23 protein-coding genes are annotated in these 19,591 nt (G+C 62.5%); 12 read left to right on the top strand and 11 right to left on the bottom strand.

The window, feature by feature from the left end:
• Together AC07UR_RS11730 and AC07UR_RS11725 are read right to left on the bottom strand one after the other, a co-directional pair.
• On the bottom strand, positions 1 to 1,967 hold a 1,967-nt coding region (locus tag AC07UR_RS11730; RefSeq protein WP_494724406.1), incomplete at its 3' end, for a beta strand repeat-containing protein.
• Between the two features lie 733 nt (positions 1,968 to 2,700).
• Complete coding sequence (locus AC07UR_RS11725) at positions 2,701 to 4,503, bottom strand: adenylate/guanylate cyclase domain-containing protein (protein WP_209790811.1); 1,803 nt, start codon at positions 4,501 to 4,503, stop codon at positions 2,701 to 2,703.
• A gap of 425 nt (positions 4,504 to 4,928) precedes the next feature.
• On the opposite strand from AC07UR_RS11725, the gene AC07UR_RS11720 reads away from it, so the two are divergent.
• The 3 genes from AC07UR_RS11720 (at position 4,929) to AC07UR_RS11710 (ending at position 7,469) form a co-directional block, all read left to right on the top strand.
• Positions 4,929 to 5,588 carry a peroxiredoxin gene (locus AC07UR_RS11720; RefSeq protein WP_173420465.1) on the top strand — a complete coding sequence of 220 codons (660 nt, stop codon included), beginning with the start codon at positions 4,929 to 4,931 and terminating at the stop codon, positions 5,586 to 5,588.
• Between the two features lie 251 nt (positions 5,589 to 5,839).
• Complete coding sequence (locus tag AC07UR_RS11715) at positions 5,840 to 6,877, top strand: MBL fold metallo-hydrolase (protein WP_209790812.1); 1,038 nt, start codon at positions 5,840 to 5,842, stop codon at positions 6,875 to 6,877.
• 265 nt (positions 6,878 to 7,142) lie between these two features.
• On the top strand, positions 7,143 to 7,469 hold the full coding sequence (locus AC07UR_RS11710) for a hypothetical protein (RefSeq protein WP_209790813.1): 327 nt from the start codon (positions 7,143 to 7,145) through the stop codon (positions 7,467 to 7,469).
• 162 nt (positions 7,470 to 7,631) lie between these two features.
• On the opposite strand, the gene AC07UR_RS11705 is transcribed toward AC07UR_RS11710, so the two are convergent.
• Complete coding sequence (locus tag AC07UR_RS11705) at positions 7,632 to 8,591, bottom strand: NAD(P)-dependent oxidoreductase (RefSeq protein ID WP_494701954.1); 960 nt, start codon at positions 8,589 to 8,591, stop codon at positions 7,632 to 7,634.
• Positions 8,592 to 8,696: 105 nt separating this feature from the next.
• On the opposite strand from AC07UR_RS11705, the gene AC07UR_RS11700 reads away from it, so the two are divergent.
• Both AC07UR_RS11700 and AC07UR_RS11695 read left to right on the top strand, forming a co-directional pair.
• Positions 8,697 to 9,053, top strand: a complete 357-nt coding sequence (locus AC07UR_RS11700) for a winged helix-turn-helix transcriptional regulator (protein WP_327795856.1) — start codon at positions 8,697 to 8,699, stop codon at positions 9,051 to 9,053.
• A gap of 409 nt (positions 9,054 to 9,462) precedes the next feature.
• Positions 9,463 to 9,759 carry a hypothetical protein gene (locus AC07UR_RS11695; RefSeq protein ID WP_209790815.1) on the top strand — a complete coding sequence of 99 codons (297 nt, stop codon included), beginning with the start codon at positions 9,463 to 9,465 and terminating at the stop codon, positions 9,757 to 9,759.
• A gap of 2 nt (positions 9,760 to 9,761) precedes the next feature.
• Here AC07UR_RS11695 and blaOXA read toward each other — a convergent pair whose 3' ends face one another.
• Positions 9,762 to 10,568 (bottom strand): class D beta-lactamase, encoded by an 807-nt coding sequence (blaOXA, locus tag AC07UR_RS11690; RefSeq protein ID WP_209790816.1) that lies wholly within the window; start codon positions 10,566 to 10,568, stop codon positions 9,762 to 9,764.
• A 436-nt stretch (positions 10,569 to 11,004) separates the two neighbouring features.
• Between blaOXA and AC07UR_RS11685 the strand changes: the two genes are divergently transcribed.
• Positions 11,005 to 11,214, top strand: coding sequence for a cold-shock protein (locus AC07UR_RS11685; RefSeq protein WP_025427573.1), 210 nt, complete (start codon positions 11,005 to 11,007; stop codon positions 11,212 to 11,214).
• 250 nt (positions 11,215 to 11,464) lie between these two features.
• Here the strand turns inward: AC07UR_RS11685 and AC07UR_RS11680 are convergent, their stop codons facing one another.
• From AC07UR_RS11680 to AC07UR_RS11655, 6 genes are all read right to left on the bottom strand, one after another.
• Positions 11,465 to 11,863, bottom strand: a complete 399-nt coding sequence (locus tag AC07UR_RS11680) for a hypothetical protein (protein ID WP_173420459.1) — start codon at positions 11,861 to 11,863, stop codon at positions 11,465 to 11,467.
• Positions 11,864 to 12,123: 260 nt separating this feature from the next.
• Positions 12,124 to 12,357 carry a hypothetical protein gene (locus AC07UR_RS11675; protein WP_492360420.1) on the bottom strand — a complete coding sequence of 78 codons (234 nt, stop codon included), beginning with the start codon at positions 12,355 to 12,357 and terminating at the stop codon, positions 12,124 to 12,126.
• A 21-nt stretch (positions 12,358 to 12,378) separates the two neighbouring features.
• Complete coding sequence (locus AC07UR_RS11670) at positions 12,379 to 12,603, bottom strand: hypothetical protein (RefSeq protein ID WP_173420457.1); 225 nt, start codon at positions 12,601 to 12,603, stop codon at positions 12,379 to 12,381.
• Positions 12,604 to 12,696: 93 nt separating this feature from the next.
• Positions 12,697 to 12,912, bottom strand: coding sequence for a hypothetical protein (locus AC07UR_RS11665; RefSeq protein WP_209790818.1), 216 nt, complete (start codon positions 12,910 to 12,912; stop codon positions 12,697 to 12,699).
• Between the two features lie 13 nt (positions 12,913 to 12,925).
• Entirely contained in the window at positions 12,926 to 13,213 is a 288-nt protein-coding gene (locus AC07UR_RS11660) for a hypothetical protein (RefSeq protein ID WP_077504932.1), read from the bottom strand.
• Positions 13,214 to 13,283: 70 nt separating this feature from the next.
• The gene (locus tag AC07UR_RS11655) at positions 13,284 to 13,469 is read right to left on the bottom strand and encodes a cold-shock protein (RefSeq protein WP_209790819.1); all 186 of its coding nucleotides are present in this window, start codon (positions 13,467 to 13,469) and stop codon (positions 13,284 to 13,286) included.
• A 264-nt stretch (positions 13,470 to 13,733) separates the two neighbouring features.
• Here AC07UR_RS11655 and AC07UR_RS11650 point away from each other — a divergent pair, with 264 nt between their 5' ends.
• The 5 genes from AC07UR_RS11650 to AC07UR_RS11630 all read left to right on the top strand — a co-directional run bounded on the left by AC07UR_RS11650 (position 13,734) and on the right by AC07UR_RS11630 (position 17,831).
• Positions 13,734 to 14,258: a metal-dependent hydrolase gene (locus AC07UR_RS11650; protein ID WP_209790820.1), complete on the top strand. Its 525-nt coding sequence runs from the start codon at positions 13,734 to 13,736 to the stop codon at positions 14,256 to 14,258.
• A 311-nt stretch (positions 14,259 to 14,569) separates the two neighbouring features.
• Positions 14,570 to 15,499, top strand: coding sequence for an ABC transporter substrate-binding protein (locus tag AC07UR_RS11645; RefSeq protein ID WP_234941889.1), 930 nt, complete (start codon positions 14,570 to 14,572; stop codon positions 15,497 to 15,499).
• A 32-nt stretch (positions 15,500 to 15,531) separates the two neighbouring features.
• Entirely contained in the window at positions 15,532 to 16,191 is a 660-nt protein-coding gene (locus AC07UR_RS11640) for a L,D-transpeptidase (RefSeq protein ID WP_412728388.1), read from the top strand.
• A 184-nt stretch (positions 16,192 to 16,375) separates the two neighbouring features.
• Positions 16,376 to 16,687 carry a hypothetical protein gene (locus AC07UR_RS11635; protein WP_209790823.1) on the top strand — a complete coding sequence of 104 codons (312 nt, stop codon included), beginning with the start codon at positions 16,376 to 16,378 and terminating at the stop codon, positions 16,685 to 16,687.
• A 964-nt stretch (positions 16,688 to 17,651) separates the two neighbouring features.
• A complete protein-coding gene (locus AC07UR_RS11630) occupies positions 17,652 to 17,831 on the top strand; it encodes a hypothetical protein (protein WP_209790824.1) in 180 nt (59 codons plus the stop codon).
• A gap of 67 nt (positions 17,832 to 17,898) precedes the next feature.
• Here AC07UR_RS11630 and AC07UR_RS11625 read toward each other — a convergent pair whose 3' ends face one another.
• Positions 17,899 to 18,474 carry a class I SAM-dependent DNA methyltransferase gene (locus tag AC07UR_RS11625; protein ID WP_209790894.1) on the bottom strand — a complete coding sequence of 192 codons (576 nt, stop codon included), beginning with the start codon at positions 18,472 to 18,474 and terminating at the stop codon, positions 17,899 to 17,901.
• 483 nt (positions 18,475 to 18,957) lie between these two features.
• On the opposite strand from AC07UR_RS11625, the gene AC07UR_RS11620 reads away from it, so the two are divergent.
• Positions 18,958 to 19,590, top strand: a complete 633-nt coding sequence (locus AC07UR_RS11620) for a glutathione S-transferase family protein (RefSeq protein WP_209790825.1) — start codon at positions 18,958 to 18,960, stop codon at positions 19,588 to 19,590.
• The last annotated feature ends 1 nt before the right edge of the window (position 19,591 follow it).

The following is a 19,591-nucleotide window of genomic DNA, read 5'->3' as shown; positions in this document are numbered from 1 at the left end:
CCCGTGATCGCAGCGGTCGATGCGTTGAGGCTCAGCCCTGCGGGAAGCGCACCGCTCGTCACGGCGTAGCCGATCGTCCCCACGCCGCCACTCGCCGAAATCGAAGTGTCCGAATAGGCCACGCCGACCGTACCGGTCGAAAGCGCCGAACCGGTTGCGGGTGTCAGCACCACCGACGGCGCGGTGATCGTGATCGAATAGCTGGCGGCGGCCGACCCGGTCGTTGCGGCCGTTGCCGTCACCGTGAAGTTCGTCGTTCCAAGAGCCCCGGCTGTTGGCGTGCCCGCTATCGCACCGGTCGATGTGTTGAGCGCGAGCCCCGCCGGCAGTGAACCGGAGGTTACGGCATAGGTGATCGTGCCGACACCGCCCGTCGCCGAAATGGACGTGTTCGAGTAGGAAGAGCCCACCACACCGGCGGTCAGGGCCGTGCCGGTCGTCGGCGTCAGAACCACTGATGGCGCCACAATTGTTATCGGATAGGTGGCTTGCTCCACGTTGCCGAACATCGACATTACCTCGACGTCGACGCTTGTGGTGCCAAGGGCGGCGGCCGTTGGCGTGCCTGTGATTTCGCCCGTTAAAGCGTTTATCGTCAGGCCGTCCGGAAGTCCGCTTGCTGAGAAGGTAACGCCACCCAAGGGGGAACTCGCAGAGATCGACGTGTCCGTATAGGCCGAACCGACAACGCCGCCGGTCAATGCAGTGCCTGACGCCGGCGAGAGATTCAGTGGCGGCCCGACGATCGCGATCTGATAGGCCTCTGCAACCGAGCCGCTTGTCGCGGCAGTCGCCGTAATGCTGAAATTGAACGTGCCGATAGCGGTCGGCGTGCCGCTAATTGCTCCGGTCGACGTATTCATCGTGAGCCCTGGCGGAAGCGCACCTGCCGTCAGAGCATAGGTGATGGTTCCCACGCCGCCCGTCGCCGAAATGGTGGTCGAATAGGCGACACCCGCCGTGCCTGATGTCAATGGACCGCCGACCGGGGCCAGGACCAAAGGTGGCGCGGTGATCGTGATCGAATAGCTGGCGGCGGCCGACCCGGCCGCTGCGGCCGTTGCCGTCACCGTGAAGTTCGTCGTTCCAAGTGCCCCGGCTGTTGGCGTGCCCGCTATCGCACCGGTTGATGTGTTGAGCGCGAGCCCCGCCGGCAGCGAACCGGAGGTGACGGCATAGGTGATTGTTCCGGCGCCGCCCGTCGCCGAGATCGATGCGTTGGAATAGGAGGTTCCCACCACACCGGCGGTCAGGGCCGTGCCGGTCGTGGGCGTCAGCACCACCGGGGGGACGGCATTGATGGTGACGGTAACGTCCTGCAGGAGGAAGTGCACGCCGCCGGTCGAGATGGTGGTGCTGTCCTGGACCTTCAATTTGAAAGTCGAACTGCCGACCGCCGATGGTGTGCCGGACAGGAGACCGCTGCCTGAGAGACTTAAGCCCGCGGGCAGGCTGCCGCTGTCGCGGGTATAGGTGTAACCCGGGGTGCCGCCGGTTGCCGAAAACTGCACGCTGTAGGCCGTGCCAACGCCGCCGTCCGGCGGGCTGTCAGGCGTCACGTCGATGACAGGCGCGGCGATGAGGACGCTGTAGGCCTTATCGCGCGTATGGGGCGTCGGTGTCGTCGAATCGACCACGCGGACGGTAAAATTGTAGGGACCCGAGCCGGTCGGCGTGCCGGAGATGACACCGGCGGAGGAAAGGGTGAGGCCGGGCGGCAGGTTGCTGCCTGCCACGAGCGAGTAGGTATAGGGGCCGGTTCCGCCGCTCGTGCTGAGCGTCCGATTGTAGGACGTGCCGATCGCCGGCGTGGCAACGTTTGAAGGTGTGACCGTCAGCGGGGAGGCCGACGGATTGATCGTGACGTTGAATGTAATCGGTACTGCGTTATCATCCTTGACGATGAACGTGTCGGATGTCGCGCCGTCACCATTGTTGGTGTAGATGAGCGGGGTGTTTGACGGCATTCCGAAAACTAGGCTGCCATGGGATGGCGGTGCGATGGCCGGCGAATCAAAGCCGAAATCCGCGCAAGCAAAGGTTGCCGTACCGCCCGAGGTTATGGTTGCCGTCTGTGGGGAGGTGCAAGCCGCCTGAGCCGCCGTTGCCGGCCATAGGACGATCAGCCAGATCAAGGCCAGAAACGTCGGGAAAAATGCCGGCTTGGCGCAATGCCTGCGCGAAACATCTGACTTATAAAGATAATTCTTATGCATTATCATGCGCCCCCCACACACAGAATACCGCGAGGAGGAAAACTCCACATCGCGGCCCGCCCGTTCTGCGTCTTCGCCGGTCACTGGCATGAAACACGAGGCAATACAATCCTACGGCGTAGCTGGTGATAAACTTCGCTTAAAATAGGGGAGGGCGGCGATGCGAAAAATGTGGCGTTAGACGGCTATAGCCTGGACGTAGTGTCCATCATCATCGGGCGTGGCGCGCCGGAGGAGATTCGAAACGGTACTTCATGTTTCGAACGCGCTGTGGATGTCTGCTTTATCAGCCTTGCTCTTCGGAACCGGACAGCCCGCTTCCGGCCCCAAATCAGTCACCTTTCCGCACAGAGCACACGTCTCCTATTGGCGTAAAGCGGACGCCGAGCAGGACGACCGACTGGTGGCATTTGCTACACAATTGCGCGCATCTGAGTGGAAGAGGGACGCGATGAGCTTGGCAGACACCACGCCTCCCCGAACCTCACTCCACCAACCCCGCCTTGCGTAAGCCCTCCACCCGCCGTTCGAAATCCTCCGGGTTGCGGAAGGGCAGGATGCGGCGGCGGCGGGGGATGGAGAAGTTGGGGTTGAGGTCCAGCGCCCGCGTCCATGCCTGGCGGCTTCGTTCGTGGTGGCCGAGGTGGCCGTGGCAGGAGGCGAGCAGGGCATAGGCGGTTTCGGACTGCGGGTTTCGCATCAGCCGCGCCTCGATGGCAAGGATCGCCGTTTCGTAAGCGCCGAGCGAAAAGTGGGCGTCGGCGAGGAATTGCAGCAGCAGTTCGGGATAGAGCGGATCGAGGCGCATGGAAATGTCGAGTTCGGCGAGTGCGGCCTTCGGGTCGCCGGAAAAGATCTGTGCATGGGCGAGCGCCATGTGGAGCTGCACCGAATTGGGCGCCAGCGCCAACCCCAGATGCGCCTCGTCCTGCGCCCGGTCCAGCTCTCTCATCCACATGCAGGCGATGCTGAGCGCGAAGTGGCCTTCTGGCTGGTCCGGTGCCATGGCGACGGCCCTTTCGGCAAGCGCGCGGCCGGTGCGCAGCGACTGCTCGGGCTCCGCGCTCCAGTCGTTGATATAGTCCAGCACGCGGGTGAAGGCGATGAGCGCATGGGCGGCGGCATAATCCGGTTCGATGGCGACAGCGGCCTCGGCGAGGTTGCGCCCGGCGGCATTGGCAAGACGCGTGTGCACTGAGGCCTGCTCGCGGCCACGCAAGAGCAGCTCGTATGCCTTGACGTCGACCGGGCGGCCGCCGGCGAGTGGGCCTTTGTCGCCGCCCGTCAGCTGAACTTTCAGCGCGGTCACGATCTCCCGCGTCAGTTCGTCCTGAACGGCAAAGATGTCGGTGAGATCGCGGTCGAAGCGATTTGCCCAGACATGGCCGCCGTCATTGGCATCGACCAGCTGCGCGGTGACGCGCACGCGGTTTCCGGCCTTGCGGACGCTGCCTTCGAGCACATAGCGCACGCCGAGCGCCTTTGCGATCTCCGGCACGGAAACGGCCGCGTTCTTGTAGACGAACGACGAGTTGCGGGCGATGACGTGCAGTTCCGACAGCCGGGAGAGGTCGGTGATGATGTCCTCGCTGATGCCGTCTGAAAAATACGTCTGCTCGCCGTCGCCGCTCATGTTGTCGAAGGCGAGAACGGCGATGGAGGGTTTTTCGGGCAGGTGGTAAGGGCTCGGCGGCTGCGGCGGCGTGCTTGCCTGTGAGGGGGGCGGTGACGGGGCCTGCACCCGGCCATCGGCCGCATGGGCAACGCCGATCTCCAGCGCGTAGATGCGGATCGGCTCGACGATGTTCTTCAGTTGCGTGGCGCCGAGGTCGGTCGCTGCGAGGTCGAGGCGCGCCTTCACCTGGCGGTAGGCATCCTCGGAAAGGCAGATGGCGCCGGGGCGGGCGATACCCTCGAGCCGCGAGGCGATGTTGACGCCGTCGCCCATCAGGTCGCCATCGCTTTCCTCGACGACATCACCAAGGTGAATGCCGATGCGGAACTCGATGCGCCGGTCCTCCGGCACGCCGGCATTGCGCTCGAGCATCGCGCTCTGGACCTCGATGGCGCAGCGCACCGCATCGACGACGCTGCGAAACTCGATCAGGCTGCCATCGCCGGTGCGCTTGACGATGCGGCCGTTATAGACGGCGATAGTGGGATCGATCAGGTCGCTGCGCAGCGTGCGCAGCCGCGCCAGGATACGCTCTTCGTCGGCACCGGCCAGCCGGCTGTAGCCGACAACGTCGGCGACGAGGATGGCCGCAATTTTTCGCGTATCGCTCATGGACAGCAGCTCCGACCGCATGCCGACCCGCTGATATCGACCTCTTGCGCCGGAGCGGTTTCGGTTTTCGGCAAGGACAGAACCGCAAAGGCACCCGCGCTCGTTCGCTCAGGGACTGTCGACGCGATCGGGAGGCCAAAATCGCCCGGCCCTTCGGGTGATCAGTTGTCGGCCACCGGCAGCTTCGCAATTCCCAGCCGGAGCCAAGGCATCGCTCTGAGGTCCGCTCTTCGCCCGATGGCCGCACAGGGTTCCACGCAATCGGTCAATTTCAGCGCAGGTCGGTCTGACACCAGATTACCACAGCGGCGGGGCGACCGCCTCTCGTCTCTACCTCTTCTTTAGAAGTTGCCTATCGCATCAAAAGTGGCACACTTCGTGCCGTGTATGGCGGAAGTCAGCCTATTCAAATGATGGGGTTTATCGTGACACTTGCAATCAACGACATCGCACCGGATTTCCAGGCGGAAACCACGGAAGGCAAGATCCAGTTCCATGACTGGATCGGCGATTCCTGGGCCGTCTTGTTCTCGCACCCGAAGGATTTCACGCCGGTCTGCACCACCGAGCTCGGCTACATGGCCAAGATCAAGCCCGAATTCGACCGGCGTGGGGTCAAGATCATCGGACTTTCCGTCGATCCGCTCGACCGCCATGCCGGCTGGGTCAGCGACATCGCGGAAACGCAAGGAGCAGAGCCGAACTTCCCGATGATCGCCGACGTCGACTACAACGTTTCCAAGCTCTACGGCATGCTGCCGGCGCCGGTATCGGGCGACCCGACGCAGCGCACCGCCGCCGATAACCAGACCGTGCGCAACGTCTTCGTCGTCGGGCCGGACAAGAAGGTCAAGCTGATCCTGATCTATCCGATGACCACCGGCCGCAACTTCGACGAGGTGCTGCGGGTGATCGATTCGCTGCAGCTAACGGCCAAGCACAAGGTGGCAACACCGGTGAACTGGAAGAACGGCGAGGACGTGATCATCGCCGGCTCGGTCAGCGACGAGGAAGCCAAGCAGAAGTATCCGGAAGGCTGGCGCGCGCCGAAACCCTATATCCGGATCGTGCCGCAGCCGAAATAAGTGTTGGTGCGGCTCACCGCGCCACCGCATACCGCCTGAAGCAGGTTGCACGAGAACGCTTTCATGCGCCGTGGTTCAGGTTCCCGGTTTTCGCATGCCGTTGCCCCGAAAGCGCTGCGCGCTCTCGGGTGCAGTGCCTCAAATCGGAGCCGGTTTCAGGCGCATTGTGCAGACGTTCTTCAAGCCTTGCGGCATCCAGCGGGTGAAATTTTCCCCGCGGGATGCCGCAGGTTCGTGCAAGGGACAAGCCGATGATCTTTCGTCAACTCTTCGACAGCACATCCGGCACCTACACCTACCTGATTGCCAGCCGACAGGGTGGGGAGGCGCTGATCATCGACCCGGTTCTGGAAAAGGTCGACCGCTATCTGCAGCTGGTGCGCGAGCTCGACCTGAAACTGGTCAAGGCGGTGGACACCCACCTGCATGCCGATCACATCACCGGGCTCGGGGCGCTGCGCGACCGTACCCATTGCATCACCGTCATGGGCGAACAGACCGCCGCCGACGTGGTTTCCATGCGGGTGGCCGAGGGCGACCGCGTTTCGATCGAGGGCCTGAGCCTCGACGTGCTCTACACGCCCGGCCATACGGACGACAGCTATTCGTTTCTGACCGGTGGGCGGGTGTTTACCGGCGACACGCTTTTGATCCGCGGCACCGGCCGCACGGATTTCCAGAACGGCGATCCGCGCCAGCAATATGATTCGATCTTCAACAAGCTGTTGAAGCTGCCCGACGACACGCTGGTCTATCCGGCCCACGACTACAAGGGCGACACGGTCTCGACCATCGGCGAGGAAAAGCGCTTCAATCCGCGCCTGAAGGTCGGATCGGTCGACGAATATGTCGACCTGATGAACAATCTCAACCTGCCGAACCCGAAGATGATGGATGTGGCGGTGCCGGCCAACATCCATGTCGGTCTGCACCAGGACGAGATCGCTGCCAAGGGCTGGGCGGTTTCAGCCGTCGAAGCCATGGCGCTGAGCGGCCGCGCGGACGTGGCGATCGTCGACCTGCGCGAAAAGGCGGAGCGCGAAAAACATGGCGCCATTCCCGGCGCGCTGCACGCGCCCTATCCGGAGCTGCGGGAAAACATCGGCGCCGGCGGCATGCTGCATGAGCTGGCGCTTGCGACCGGCAAGCGCATCGTCTTCTACTGCGCCTTCGGCGAACGCTCGGCGATGGCGGTCGAGGCGGCGCAAGCTGCCGGACTGATCAGTGCCTGCCATATCGAAGGCGGCATCGATGCCTGGAAAAAGGCGCATGGGCCGCTGGCGCGCTAAGGCGTAACGCGCAAACGACTTGGTATAACGTCTCAAGCTTGCTGCATCATCTTTTCCTTGAATGGGAACCGATTTAAGACGTCGTGCAGGAGCCGGAAGGGGTGGGGCAAGAGACAAGCTTGGCGGCAAGACCGGCGGATCGACCTGAGGGGGCGATGCGCCGGCCGCTTTGCGTTGTCGCGTGCCGTCCCTGACCGTCGGGGCAGTGCCGACGCGGCGTTGCTCCGGGTTTCGGTTTCGCGCCAAACAGGAGGACAATGGCACGATGCACAAGGTTTTGACGATTATTTCCGTGGCGCTGGTAGCAGGGGGACTGGCCGCCTGCTCCAAGACGGAGGCGCTCGAACAGGCAGCGCCGGAACCGGTGGCAGCCCAAGCGAGCACGGAAGCAACTGGGGCCGGCGACAAGACCGACGAGATGGCGTGCCTTGCCATGGTCGGCCGGCAAGCAAAAAGCACGGTCACCGCGTTGAGCTCGCAACCATCAGGGGCGAGCACGGTGGTGATGGTCGGCGTCGGGCCGAAGAACGTGCCGTGGCGCTGCGTGGTGTCGAAGGGCATCGTCTCGGAGGCGGTTGCGACCGCAGGCTAGAGCGTTTCCGATTTAGACGGAAACACAGAAATGCTCTATGTCTCTGTTCTTACGCACTTCCTGACGGAAAACCGCTCCGCACTTTTCCTGGAAATGCTTTAGCTCACGACCGACGGAGCCCTTGCAGACCGAAACGGTCCTATGGCTCCGTCGAAACCGGCGTTACGTCTCTCCCGTGAACTGGGAGAGGGCTGCAAAGTCGTCATGCAGATGGCCGGCCGCAATGGCCCGCTGGAAGACACGCTCATAACCATCGACGACGCTCCGGTCGATTGCCCGCGCCACCATCAGATCCTTGAGATGACGGAAGGCGCCGTAGTGCGGCGAGATCGACGAAAGTGTTTCGGCGTCGCTTTCAAACCGCCCGGCATGGGTACGCTTGATCAGGTCGGCGACCAGCCCTTGAACGACGGGGGCGGTCGCTGTCCATTGCCGGCCAAGCTCGCCAAGGTCGATGCCTTCGGCTCTGCTGACGGCGATGGCGTGCAGCCCGCCGAACAGGGCGCCCCACATCAGCGCCAGCACGGCGCTGTCGAGCGCATTGGCGAGCCCCGGCTCGGTGCCGATGTGCTGGACGTTGCCGCCGAGTGCGCGAAAGACATCCGCGTTCTCGGCGAAGGGTTCAGGCGCACCCGAGAGCAGGATCGTGCCCGCGTCGGTGCCGATGAAGTCGGGCGTCGCGAGGATTGCGCCGTCGATGTAGCGGGCACCTTGGGCTTCTGCCCACCGGCTGGTCTCGCGCGCGCCCTCAGGCGTTCCGGACGTCAGCTCGACAATCAGCTTGCCGCGCAAACCGGGCGCGACGTCGCCTGCACGCAGCAAGGCTGATGTCGCGCCGTAATCGCTGACATTGACGATGACGATGTCGGCCGCGTCGATCGCGTGCCGGACGGATGGCACGACGGTGGCGCCGCGTGCGCAAAGCGGCTCGGCTTTCGCCGTTGTCCTGTTCCAGACCGTGGTGCGATACCCGGCGTCGAGCAGGGCGAGCGCCAGCGCCGATCCCATGCGCCCGGTTCCCAAGACACTGATTGAAGGCTTCATTGCAAATCTCCATATCCATTGGCGCGACGCACATTTTTGCCGTCGCGGGGCAGAGGTATGGTGGCGGATGGGGCGCACAATACGCACCGGGTGGTAAGTGGTTACGCCGGGGTAAGTGCTTACCCCCAGGGGTAAGTCCCTTGGCCGCGGAGACGTGTTTGCTGGGCGGTCAAGGAGAATATCGTGAACCCGACAATGGAAAATTGCGGCTTTGCCGCTGCACTCAAGGCGATCGAAGGCAAGTGGAAGGTCGATATTCTCTGCGAGCTCGGGCGCGCGGCGCGGCGGTTCGGCCGCCTTCGCCAGTCGATACCGGCGATCAGCGAAAAGATGCTGGCCCAGCAGCTGCGCGAACTGGAGGCGGACGGGCTTGTCGACCGCACTGTCTATGCCGAGCAGCCCGCCAAGGTCGTCTACTCGCTGACGGAGCGTGGCGCGGCGCTGAACGTGGCGGCCGCGGCCTTGTGCCGGTGGGGGGAGGCGGCCCGACGGGATGCCGTCCGCCCACCGACCGCCGCTGCCGATCCCGTGGTGGCTTGAGGCTCGGGCCCCGCGGTCGAGCGAAAAAGGGGGGCTGCCACCTGCCGCCTTCGACGTGTTTCATGGGCTGTTACCTTGGGAACACCTCTCGCCTCGGGCGTGGGCTACTATCCATGACATGCAAGGCAATGACCTTTGCCAAGAGCAATGCGAACCATCTGATAGCCTCCCAGTCAGGCGGTTCACGTGATCCCAGCGAGCCTCCCCGTTGGTGATCCGCATCTGCAAAGACCCGCCGCGTGCTGACCGCGGCGGGTCTTTTCTCGTCTGGGCCAAAGCGTCCCACCGCCGTCCGGCCGGTCGCCGCTTGCTTGACACCCATCCCGATCCTGTCACGATCCGGCCGCTTGGCCCCAAGTCCCCGGACTCTGGCCCGGCTCTGTCGATTACGGTCCTTGAGGAGAGTGTCATGAAGATAAGTCTGCGTGCCGGCGCCACCATTGCTGCATTCGCTCTGGCCGCGCCCGCCTTTGCCGGCATTCCGCTGGTCAATGCCACCTGCCCTGGCAATATCGAGGTTCACGCAGACGAGGGCGGGCCGATCTACATCAATGGCAAGGAAGGCAAGCTGAAGAAGTTCAACGACAACTACTTCGAGGCCAAGGGTGCCGGCGTGACGATTTCGCTCAGCATCAACCCGGATGGCTCGCCTGCCGTTTCCTATACCGGCAAGGGCGGCGCCAACGGTATCTGCACCATCAAGTAGGCCTATCTGGCGGCAAGCAGCGCCGGAAGTTCACCGAGGAAGGCATCGCGGGCACGCACGCCAGGGGTGCCGGGCTCCGTCTTCTCGTCCTGTATCAGGCGGGCAAAGACCAGGGTTCTGTCGTCCTTCTGTGCCCAGCCGACGAACCAGCCCCAGCCGCGCGCGTAGTCGAAGCTGCCGTCGGCCCGGCGCGGGAAGGCGGCGCCGGTCTTGCCATGCACGGTCCAGCCGCCGGGGATCTGGCGCTCTTCCACCACCTTCAGCGTCATGTCCGTGGCGTGGACGCTCACAGGAAGCCGGCCGTTGACGAGCTTTTCCAGGAAGGCGACCTGTTCGCGCGGAGAGATCTTCAGCGACGAGGCGATCCAGGCGCGCTCAAGCCCATTGTTCTTGCCGGGATCGCCGGAAAAGTCGGCGTTGCCGTAGCCGAATTTCGTGGCGTAGTCGTGCAAAGCCTTCTCGCCGAGCGACTTCGTCATCTGCTGGGAAAACCACACGACGGAATATTTCATCCAGCGGAGCGCATCGGTCGGCTGTTTCCAGTTGTCGCCGCCCCAATCCACATAGCCCTCGCGGAAGCCGAGCGTCGGCTCGTGCTCGTCCTTGAGATAGCCGCTGTCGTAGCCCATAAGGCTGAGCGCTACCTTGAACGTCGATGCCGGGGTAACGCGGCTGTCGCAATCGCCCTCTTGCAGCACGGTGCCTTCGCCCCCCGCATCGACCATCAGGGTGCAGATCGTGCGAGCCTCGGCCGTTGTGATCGTGGATCCCGCCAACAGCATGCCGGCGGTAATGAGGCGAAGGTTCATGGATGTTTTCCTTTGCGTTGCAGTTTCGGCCGGCAGATAGCAGCGGATCCGTCGCAGCGACAAAGGGCGATTTTTGGGGCGAGGCATGAGAAAAATTTGGCCTTGATTACAGTGAGGCCAGGAGGCGCCTGCTGCAACGCGGACCGCGCTGGCGTGATCCCGCGGGGAGCCGAGGCAGGCGCGGCCATCGGGAGTGGACCTGCGTGCAAATTGTGACGTCGAAATGCTGCACAAGCGGCGAACGTATTTCCATAGTCGATATCACTCCTTGCTAAGAACACAATGTGCCTGTAAAGGAACCGCCATCGATCTTGCTTGCTGAGCTTTGTTTTCTCGCCGACCGGCGTTCAAGCTGACCTTTCCTATCAAAATCGATCTTACTGCCGTGTCCGGTGCAAACCCGGGCGGCGAACTTTTTGATTGAAAGGAAATTCTTATGAATACTGGAACCGTAAAGTTCTTCAACACCACCAAGGGTTTTGGCTTCATCGCTCCGGACGACGGCGCAACCGACGTTTTCGTGCACGCTTCTGCTGTTGAACGCGCCGGCATGAGCTCGCTCGTCGAAGGCCAGAAGGTCCGTTTCGACATCGTTCGCGATGCACGTTCGGGCAAGAGCGCTGCCGACAACCTGTCTGCTGCGTAATCACCGATATTTCGTCTCTGGTCTTTGACCACGGATGTACTGGCATTGGCCATTGAGACGATATTGAGAAGGTCGGGATTTCCCGGCCTTTTTCTTTGCGCGCTTTTCCTGTCGGAGAACAGCTTGGCGGTTCTCCCTGGGAGTGCCTAAAGCACGTTGCGATCTTTCAGATTCGCTTGGCGCGCTTTAAGTTCTTGTTCTTGCGCATGTCGTTATCGCAAAACCGCGGCACACTTTTGCGCGACATGCTTTAGTCGAATGTTTCTTTCGAGCCGTCGTCATAAATGACCGCGCGCACACAGGTGTAGGCGGTGATGTCGTCGGCATTGATCTTCAGCAGCCGCTCGATCGTGAAGGGTCCCCAGACGCGCTTGCCGGTAAAGGTGCCGCCGGCGGGAATGGCGATGTCCCTGTCAAGCTCCAGCGGGCCGATCGTCGCGCCCAGCGCGTCGGTGAAGCCCAGTTGCGCATCGACCATGCGAATGCCTTTTCCAGCGCTGGAGCGAACGGTAAAGGACAGCTCGTTCATATGGCTGTCGAGCGGTTTTATCGACCACATCGAGATTGTCAGCAGATCGTCGTTGCAGGCGGCAAGGGCTGGTGACGTTGCCGACAGCACCAGGGCGAGGGCCCATAGAACGCGACGCATGGATCTTCTCCGGTTGCGGGACGGCACGAAAATATTGGCGCTGGACCGCGCAGCCCAAGGGGGAGGCCGGGCGCGTCCGAAGTGGCAGGCTGGATTTCGACGGGCGTCGACTCGAATTCCCGTCTCCTGAGGTCGTACCCGGTTGAAGGCCAAAAAGCCGAAACGATTCGACGTGGTTGCAGCGCGACCTTCGTGCGTCTGAAGACATGCACGGCGCTGCGGGGCAGAGGGCATCCGGCTTCGGCCAGGCGCATTGCGGCTCAATGCGTGTTCAGGATCGCCAGTGCCTTTTCCGCGTTGCGGCGGTTGAGGCCGGTCATGGTCCAGGAGCCGATATGCGCCGGCGTGCCCGTGAAGACGTGATAGATCGTCCAGGATCCATCCGCTTCGACGCGTCGGCCGAACTGATAGAGATCGCCGCTCAGGCGCGGCGGACCGCCCTGAGCCTGCCAGCCCAGGAGCGTGTGGTTTTGCTGTTCGTGGTTCTTGCTCATGTCAAATCCTGCTGTTGCCTTTCATAAGAGGCGATGTCGCTCCAGGGTCTCGCGGCCGCGCCGCAATTTGACGGCGCTTTCGTTGACACCTTTCTGCTCGCCGTCCGACAGGGATTTCGGCTTTCGGGCGGATGTCTTTCGGGTGATCGGTTTGCTGTTGGCGGCAATTGCCGGCGTGCCCCTCCATTGGAGCAGTTGCTTCAGTTTTCCGTAGTAGGTCATGGCGGTTCCTTTGCTGGAGCGCATCGCGATCTCGAGGGTTCGCTTGCTGCGCTTCAAGTTCCTGTTTTTACGCATGTCGTTATCGCAAACCGCGGCACATTTTTGCGCGACATGCTTTTAGTGCCGGGGCATGCCCCACTCGATCGGTTCGAGGTTTTCCTCTTTGCTGACGCGGTCCTGGCCAAGCTCGTCGTTGCGGATGCGATAATGGGGCTGGCTGTCGCGAACGGGCATGATGGCGGTGATGCGATAAGTTTCCGCCGCATTCGGCGGGATATGGCTGCGATCCCTGAGGCGGACCGACAAGCCAACGGTGAAGCGATGTGCGGGCATTGGTTCTTGTCCTTCAGGGCTTGGATGGCGGGGCGAAGGCATGTTTGGCGCGGTCGACAGCGATGATGCGGTCGAGCTCGTCCGGCGCGATCGCGACCATGCGCATGCACTGCTGATTGTCCGTCGTCGCCGGCACCTTGATAAACGTGGCGACGCGATGGTAGGCGAGCCACGAAATGCCTTCGATCAGCTCCTCGTCATCATCCACCTCATAGTCTCCGGCCGCGAGCATTCCTTCGACTTCGGGCAACTGGAAGGGTTCGCTGAAGTGGACGGTGCGGTGCTTGGTTCGGCTGAACATGACGTCTCCTTCCGACGCCGGAACGTGTTCGGCGTTGCGGTCATGGCGGTCGGGTTCGTTGTCGACTGCGTCATAGCCGTAGGTTGCGGGCGGCGATGCGCCCTTTTTCGTCTTTCCATATTTCGAAGCGGAAAGTCTGGCCCGGAAAGATCGATTTGATGCCAGATTTATAAAGCGCCCGCGCGTCGACGTAGATTGCGCGACCACCGTTTTCCGGCTGGACAAAGCCGTATCCGCGGTTGAAGTCGAAACGCATGATCGTACCTATGATCATGTCAGCACACGGCGTTCGAGGAATGCCGAGCATGCGCGGCGCGCACACTTCAACGGTCGAAAATGGGGAAAATGGCGGGTCGAAAGCCTCTGACGCCGCGAAAAGCCAAGCTGGCCAATGTCGATGAAACACTGTGAGCCTTAATTGCGCCTAACGCAAGGTCGTCACGAATTTGGCCGAATGAGTTGCAATCTCGCTCCTGTTCGCGTTATGCGATTCACGCCCCTACTCTTCGGGAGACCGTTGGTGTTCGTTGCTCATTTGCCGGCTGGCTATCTGCTCAGCCGTTTCATCGCGCGCGGGCGGCCGGCGCAATCCGGTTCGATCCTTGCGACAGGGATTATCTGCTCGGTTTTGCCTGATTTCGATCTCGCCTATTTCTACCTGATCGACGGCCGGCAGACGCCGCACCATGACTACTGGACGCACACGCCGCTTTTCTGGCTGGTTGTCGCAGCGGTTCTGGCGCTGACGCTGACGATGAGTGGCAGACGCAATCAACTTATCCTCGTCGGCGTGGGCCTGGCGAACGTGCTGTTGCATCTGCTGATGGATTCCATCGCCGCCGATATCCGCTGGCTCTATCCGTTTTCGGATCTGCGCGTGAACCTCGTGCACGTTCCGGCGCTCTACAAACCCTGGTATCTCAACTTCCTCTTCCATTGGACTTTCGTGGCCGAGGTGCTGATCGTGCTTCTGGCCACCGTCGCCGCTACACTCGACTGGCGGCGCTGGCGCAGACGGACGGTGGCAGTGCCGGCGACCCAATAGCCGGTGGGCCTGAGCTTGCCGGTTCTGGGGACAACTGCCGGCTGATCGAAAAAATCACGGTCCTTTCAACGTCCGGTGTAGCCGGGCGTTGACGGACGTCGATCCTGTAGGCATCCTGCCGGCCAAAGAAGACAGGGCGGCGGGAAACGCTGCCGGGGCCGGAAAGCGGCCCGGCCACGGGAACAGTTGCATTCCATAGGGTGCGGGCATTGCCCGCGACCCGCACAGCATTTCATGCGCATTCGCAAGTCATTCAAGTCGATCGGTCAAGCTGCTCGGAGGGGACTGTGAAGAGACGTATTGAGTTCTGCATGTCGGCCTGCCTGGCGCTGCTGCTGGGAGCCGCTGCTCCCGCTGCGGCGGCGGATCTGGTGATCGCCATGCCCAACTGGCCGTCCGGCCAGGCGACGGCCAACATTCTCAAAGTCAGCATCGCCAAGAAATTCGGCCTCGATGCGGAGGTGAAGGAGCTGGGCACGCTCAACGCCTTCGTCGGCTTCGAGACCGGTGACGTCGATATTCAACCGGAAGTCTGGCAGCCGAATTTCGGCGACATCGTCAAGAAGTATGTGACCGAAAAGGGTGTCGCGACGCTCGGCGCGCGCAGCGTGCCGGCCTGGCAGGGTCTCTGTGCCACGCCGGAGGCGGCAGCGACGATCAAGACGATCGCCGACCTCAGCGACCCCGAGAAGACCAAGATCCTCGACACGGACGGCGACGGCAAGGGTGAGCTGTGGATCGGCGCACCGACCTGGCTTTCCACCGGCATCGAGCGGACCCGGGCCAACAGCTACGGCTACAGCGCCAACCTGACGCTGTTCGAGGCGGAGGAAGAGGTGGCAATGGCGGGTGTCGATGCGGCGATCGCGACCGCGCGGCCGATGGTGTTTTACTGCTATGCGCCGCACCACGTCTTTGAACTGCACAAGATCGCCCGGATCGAGGAACCGCCGCACGATCCGGCCAAGTGGAAGATCGTCGGTGCCGACGACCCCTTGTGGATCAGCAAGTCGACGGCGGCGACCTCCTGGGACGCGGCGCATTTCCAGATCGCCTACGCCACGGGCTTCGGCAAGAAACACCCCGAGATCGCCAAGTTCCTGGATCAGGTGGATTTCTCGCCGGAAGAAGTGACGAAGATGAGCTACGCGCTGGAGGTCGAGCGTCAGGCGCCGGCCGACTACGCGAAGAAATGGGTTGATGACAACGCGGCACGCATCGACGGGTGGGCGAAACCATGAAGACGACAGCGGATCGAAGAGGCTCCTCCTTCATGACCCGGACGCGCAAGCTTGGGCTGGTGATGCTGGCCGCGGGCCTTTGCTTCGGGCCGCCGGCAGCGCTGGCGCAGACCCAGATCTACGACGCCAGAACCAAGAAATGGGTCAATTACGACAAGAAGAAAGCCCGGCAATATTATGCCCGCAACAACCAGCTGCCCGAGGCCTTTCGCCGGCAGGTGGTGCCGTTCCGCACGGCGGAAAAGCCGGGCACGATCATCATCGACGGCAACCAGCACTTTCTCTACCTGGTCCAGCCCGGAGGGCAGGCGATCCGCTACGGCATCGGCGTCGGGCGCGAGGGGTTCGGCTGGGCCGGCATCGTGCGCGTCGGGCGCACGGCCGAGTGGCCGACCTGGACGCCGCCGGCCGAAATGGTGGCCCGCGATGCGAACGCGGCGAAATGGGCAGCCGGCATGCCCGGCGGCCCGGACAACCCGCTCGGCGCCCGCGCGCTCTACCTCTACGAGGGCGACCAGGACACGATCTACCGCATCCACGGAACGGTGGAGCCGTGGACGATCGGGCTCGACGTGTCGTCCGGCTGCATCCGCCTGAACAATGACGACGTCACCGACCTGCATTCGCGGGTCGAGGTGGGCGCAAAGGTGATCGTGCTGATGCAGGGGGCCGCGCTCTACAAGGGTGTTTGAAGAAGGGATCCGGACAGGCGAAACGGCAGGGCGCGTCCGGGAGGCATATCCCGTCCGGTGCATTCTGCGGGGCGTATCAGGTGCGCATGGTTGAGGAGGCATCGCCGACCGATCGGGGCAGGGGACGGCCAGTCCGGGAGCGACTGGATCCACAAGGGGATAATTCTTGGTGAGCGAGGGGATAATGCGTTCAAAAAGCTGGATTTTGGCGGCGGGCATCGGCCTTGCCTTTCTCGGTGGCTGCCAGTCGTCGTCGCCACCGAAGCCTGAGGAGATGGCGCGCACGAGCCTGCAGACGGCACCGGCCGATCTGCAGTTGATCTGCGCCAATGCGGCTGCGGGCACCGCCCAGGTCGACAGCAGCAAGGTTCTGCCGACAAGCTCGCGCCAGCTGGATGCAGCCTCCTACAGCGTCGATCTCGACGCCGGCGGACGCAAGTTCAACTGCATCGTCGACGGCAACGGCAGCGTCAAATCGGTCCAGCCGGCCGCCTGACCTTTAGCGCGTATCGATGACGGAAACCTGTCGGCTAGCCATGGCTCAGCTTCGGCAGGCCCCTCACGCTTTCTGGCGGCGTCGAGATCCTTGATCGACGCGTGAGCATCGTTCCGCGGATTTCTCCTGGCCGGAAGATCATCCGAGCCTGTCCTCCTGGGTCTATCGTCGAAGTTTGGTAGCAAGCGTCCGCGGACGGTGTTCCCGACCTTTGCCTTCGCGCCTGTCTCTGGCGCGTGCCTTGACGCTCTCAACCGAGCGGAGAAGGCAGCCAGCGGTCCTGGTGGCCGTTTCGTCGTCGCTTGCGATGGATATGGCACGCTTACTGGTTGCGGCTTCGGTCCGCTTTCCCGGCAATATCTTTGTGCGCTGCAGTAATTTAATGCTGCAATGCAGAGTCATGTCTCGGGCTTGATATTGATCAATAAAGTATATTTTCCCAGAAAACCTTCCAATCGGAACAAAAATATGCTCTCATAGGTTTAGTTGGAAGGAGGATGTGCCATGCCAAGCTTTCTGGAGCACTTTGCACTTTTCGACGCCCTGATCATCGGGGCGATCTGTACGCTTCTAATCCTGAGTTACTTCAGCCGCGAGGCGTAGGACAGCAAGGCGGATCGAAGATTTTTGGCCGGTCGACGGCGATCGGTGGGTTTCGTTCGAGTGTCCGGCCTTCGAGTGTGTTCGGCCTTGGAACCGCGTGGATCGCGCACGGCAATCGTTTCAGCGAGTGAACCCAAGGGTTTCTCCTTCCACTTCGCGCAACTTCGCGGAAGCGTGTGCTTTGCTATTACTGCCGGAAAGGGCGAGAGGACGTCGGCGTGGCAGCTTGGTACTATCTGGTGGGACAGGATCAGCACGGCCCTGTTGGCGATGAAGATATTCGTTCGCGGATGCCATCAAAAACGCCGTAGCCCCTGATGTCAGCATCACTTCGCAGTGGGAGCCAATCACGGTTCGCGGCATGGCAGCCTTGCGGACAGCGGTGAAAGCCGCGACCGATGACGACGCCATCGTCGAAGTGACAGTCGTCGTCATCGGACGCAATGCGCGGAGAACACTTGTGTTCAGCCGAGGTCGCTCGCTGGATCAGGCGGCGGCGAAGGAGAATTTCGTCGACGCCATGTTCGGGACAGCGAACTGACAGCCGGCCTGATTTTCAGGGCCGTCGCCGATTGCCGGCTCTCGCCATCATTCGGCGCGTCGGGCCGTCAATCGGCGCGGGTCGCGCTGACATGCAGCCAGCGGGTCGGCTCGTTGTCGTAGCCACCGCCGTCAGCCTCTTCGATCGTGATGTCAGACCATCCCGCCCATTCGAAGCAGGTCTGCAGCCAGGCGGCCGAGGGATAGTTGAAGTAACGGCCGAAGCGGTCGTGGCCTTCCCGTTCGCCCGCCTTGAAGCTCGCCTGGATCAGGCCGCCTGGGCGCAGGGCCCTCAGAACGCGCACCAGCACGTCGGGCAGTTCGGTTCGCGGCACATGCAGCAGCGAGGCTTCGGCCCAGATGCCGTCGAACCTCTGGTCCCACTCGATCTCCTGGAAGGTGACGACCTCGACCTTGCGGCCGATCCTTTGTTCCGCGGCGTGCGCCAGTTCGGCGGAGCCGTCGCAGGGCGTGACGTCAAGGCCGACCTCGATCAGATGCAGGCTGTCGTGACCGCCGCCGCAACCGAGGTCGAGCACGGCGGCGCCGGGCGCCAGCCGGGCGATGAAGGCACCGAGGCGATCGGCCGGGGGCTTGCGGTCGCGCGCTGCGTAGCTCTCGGCATTGTCGCGGTAAAAGGTCATGGTGTCGTTGCTGGCTGTCGTCACCTGGAATTCCCTCTGCGTGGCTGCATCATTCGAGCGTGCTTGCGCACTTGCCTAGGAAAAACGGCTTCGCACGTTTCCTGGAAATGCTCCACCCGAGCAGCTGATATGCGGCCGTGCGATTGCGCCAATATTGCGCCCGTTCCGGCTTCAGCCGAATGGCGCATTTCTGCGGTGCCGCGATCGGCGACGCGTCTCGCCGTGCAGCGCGAATAGACGGCGGAACGCGCAAGCGGTCCGCAGATTTTTGCGACGATCTGGCGGGACAACCTTTTCCGCACCTCCTTCAGGAACTCTGGGAAACCGAATCCGCCCTCATGGCTTGGCGAAAGATATCGAAACACCCAGGACGGATGTAAAGTTCGATGCCGGACATGTTCGCAAGGATCACATCAGCCATTCAGGGCCGCCGTTCGATCGCCTGGCGACGCTGCAAACCCACCGAAACGAAGGAAGGCCAAGATGATGAAACTCTATGGATTGGGCCCGACACGCTCGCTTCGCGCACTTTGGGCGCTTCAGGAACTTGATGCCGACTTCGAGTTCATACCCGTCAACTTGCTGGGTGGCGAGAACCGCCACCCGGATTTCCTGCGCCTCAACCCCGCCGGAAAGGTTCCGGTCCTCGTCGATGGAGATATGGTGCTGACGGAATCCGCGGCGATCGTGATGTATCTGGCGGAGAAATACGCCGCCAAGGGGCTGATGCCCGCCGACCTGACTGAGCGGGCGCAGGCCTATCGCTGGTCGCTGTTTGCCGTCACCGAACTGGAGCAGCCGCTATGGCGGATCTCCAAGCACAGCTTTTTGTATCCCGAAGACAAGCGGCTGCCCGAGGACATCGCGCTTGCCCGGGAGGAGTTTGCGGCGATGGCACAGGTGCTCGAGAGCCACATGGATGGACGTACTTTTGTCGTCGGCGACCGGATCAGCATCGCCGATTGCGTCACCGTCTATGTGATCGACTGGGGCAACGAGGTCGGGCTGATCGACAGCTGCCCCAATCTCAAGGCCTATCTTGAGCGAATGTACGCGCGGCCCAAGGCGCCGCCGCGGATCGCCGACGCCCTTGCAAGCCTCGAGGCCACCGACTGAT

The organism is Ensifer sp. GW821-FHT05G01 (assembly GCF_059419585.1).
This window is presented reverse-complemented; position numbering and strand designations above follow the sequence as displayed.

Coding starts and splice junctions, on each gene's coding strand:
- AC07UR_RS11645 (WP_234941889.1), top strand. CDS start 14,570: ATGTCGGCCTGCCTGGCGCTGCTGCTGGGAGCCGCTGCTCCCGCTGCG.
- AC07UR_RS11680 (WP_173420459.1), bottom strand. CDS start 11,863: ATGCGTCGCGTTCTATGGGCCCTCGCCCTGGTGCTGTCGGCAACGTCA.
- AC07UR_RS11620 (WP_209790825.1), top strand. CDS start 18,958: ATGATGAAACTCTATGGATTGGGCCCGACACGCTCGCTTCGCGCACTT.
- AC07UR_RS11640 (WP_412728388.1), top strand. CDS start 15,532: ATGACCCGGACGCGCAAGCTTGGGCTGGTGATGCTGGCCGCGGGCCTT.
- AC07UR_RS11710 (WP_209790813.1), top strand. CDS start 7,143: ATGCACAAGGTTTTGACGATTATTTCCGTGGCGCTGGTAGCAGGGGGA.
- AC07UR_RS11660 (WP_077504932.1), bottom strand. CDS start 13,213: ATGTTCAGCCGAACCAAGCACCGCACCGTCCACTTCAGCGAACCCTTC.
- AC07UR_RS11685 (WP_025427573.1), top strand. CDS start 11,005: ATGAATACTGGAACCGTAAAGTTCTTCAACACCACCAAGGGTTTTGGC.
- AC07UR_RS11725 (WP_209790811.1), bottom strand. CDS start 4,503: ATGAGCGATACGCGAAAAATTGCGGCCATCCTCGTCGCCGACGTTGTC.
- AC07UR_RS11665 (WP_209790818.1), bottom strand. CDS start 12,912: ATGCCCGCACATCGCTTCACCGTTGGCTTGTCGGTCCGCCTCAGGGAT.
- AC07UR_RS11670 (WP_173420457.1), bottom strand. CDS start 12,603: ATGCGCTCCAGCAAAGGAACCGCCATGACCTACTACGGAAAACTGAAG.
- AC07UR_RS11635 (WP_209790823.1), top strand. CDS start 16,376: ATGCGTTCAAAAAGCTGGATTTTGGCGGCGGGCATCGGCCTTGCCTTT.
- AC07UR_RS11675 (WP_492360420.1), bottom strand. CDS start 12,357: ATGAGCAAGAACCACGAACAGCAAAACCACACGCTCCTGGGCTGGCAG.
- AC07UR_RS11655 (WP_209790819.1), bottom strand. CDS start 13,469: ATGCGTTTCGACTTCAACCGCGGATACGGCTTTGTCCAGCCGGAAAAC.
- AC07UR_RS11695 (WP_209790815.1), top strand. CDS start 9,463: ATGAAGATAAGTCTGCGTGCCGGCGCCACCATTGCTGCATTCGCTCTG.
- blaOXA (WP_209790816.1), bottom strand. CDS start 10,568: ATGAACCTTCGCCTCATTACCGCCGGCATGCTGTTGGCGGGATCCACG.
- AC07UR_RS11715 (WP_209790812.1), top strand. CDS start 5,840: ATGATCTTTCGTCAACTCTTCGACAGCACATCCGGCACCTACACCTAC.
- AC07UR_RS11630 (WP_209790824.1), top strand. CDS start 17,652: ATGGCAGCCTTGCGGACAGCGGTGAAAGCCGCGACCGATGACGACGCC.
- AC07UR_RS11625 (WP_209790894.1), bottom strand. CDS start 18,474: ATGACCTTTTACCGCGACAATGCCGAGAGCTACGCAGCGCGCGACCGC.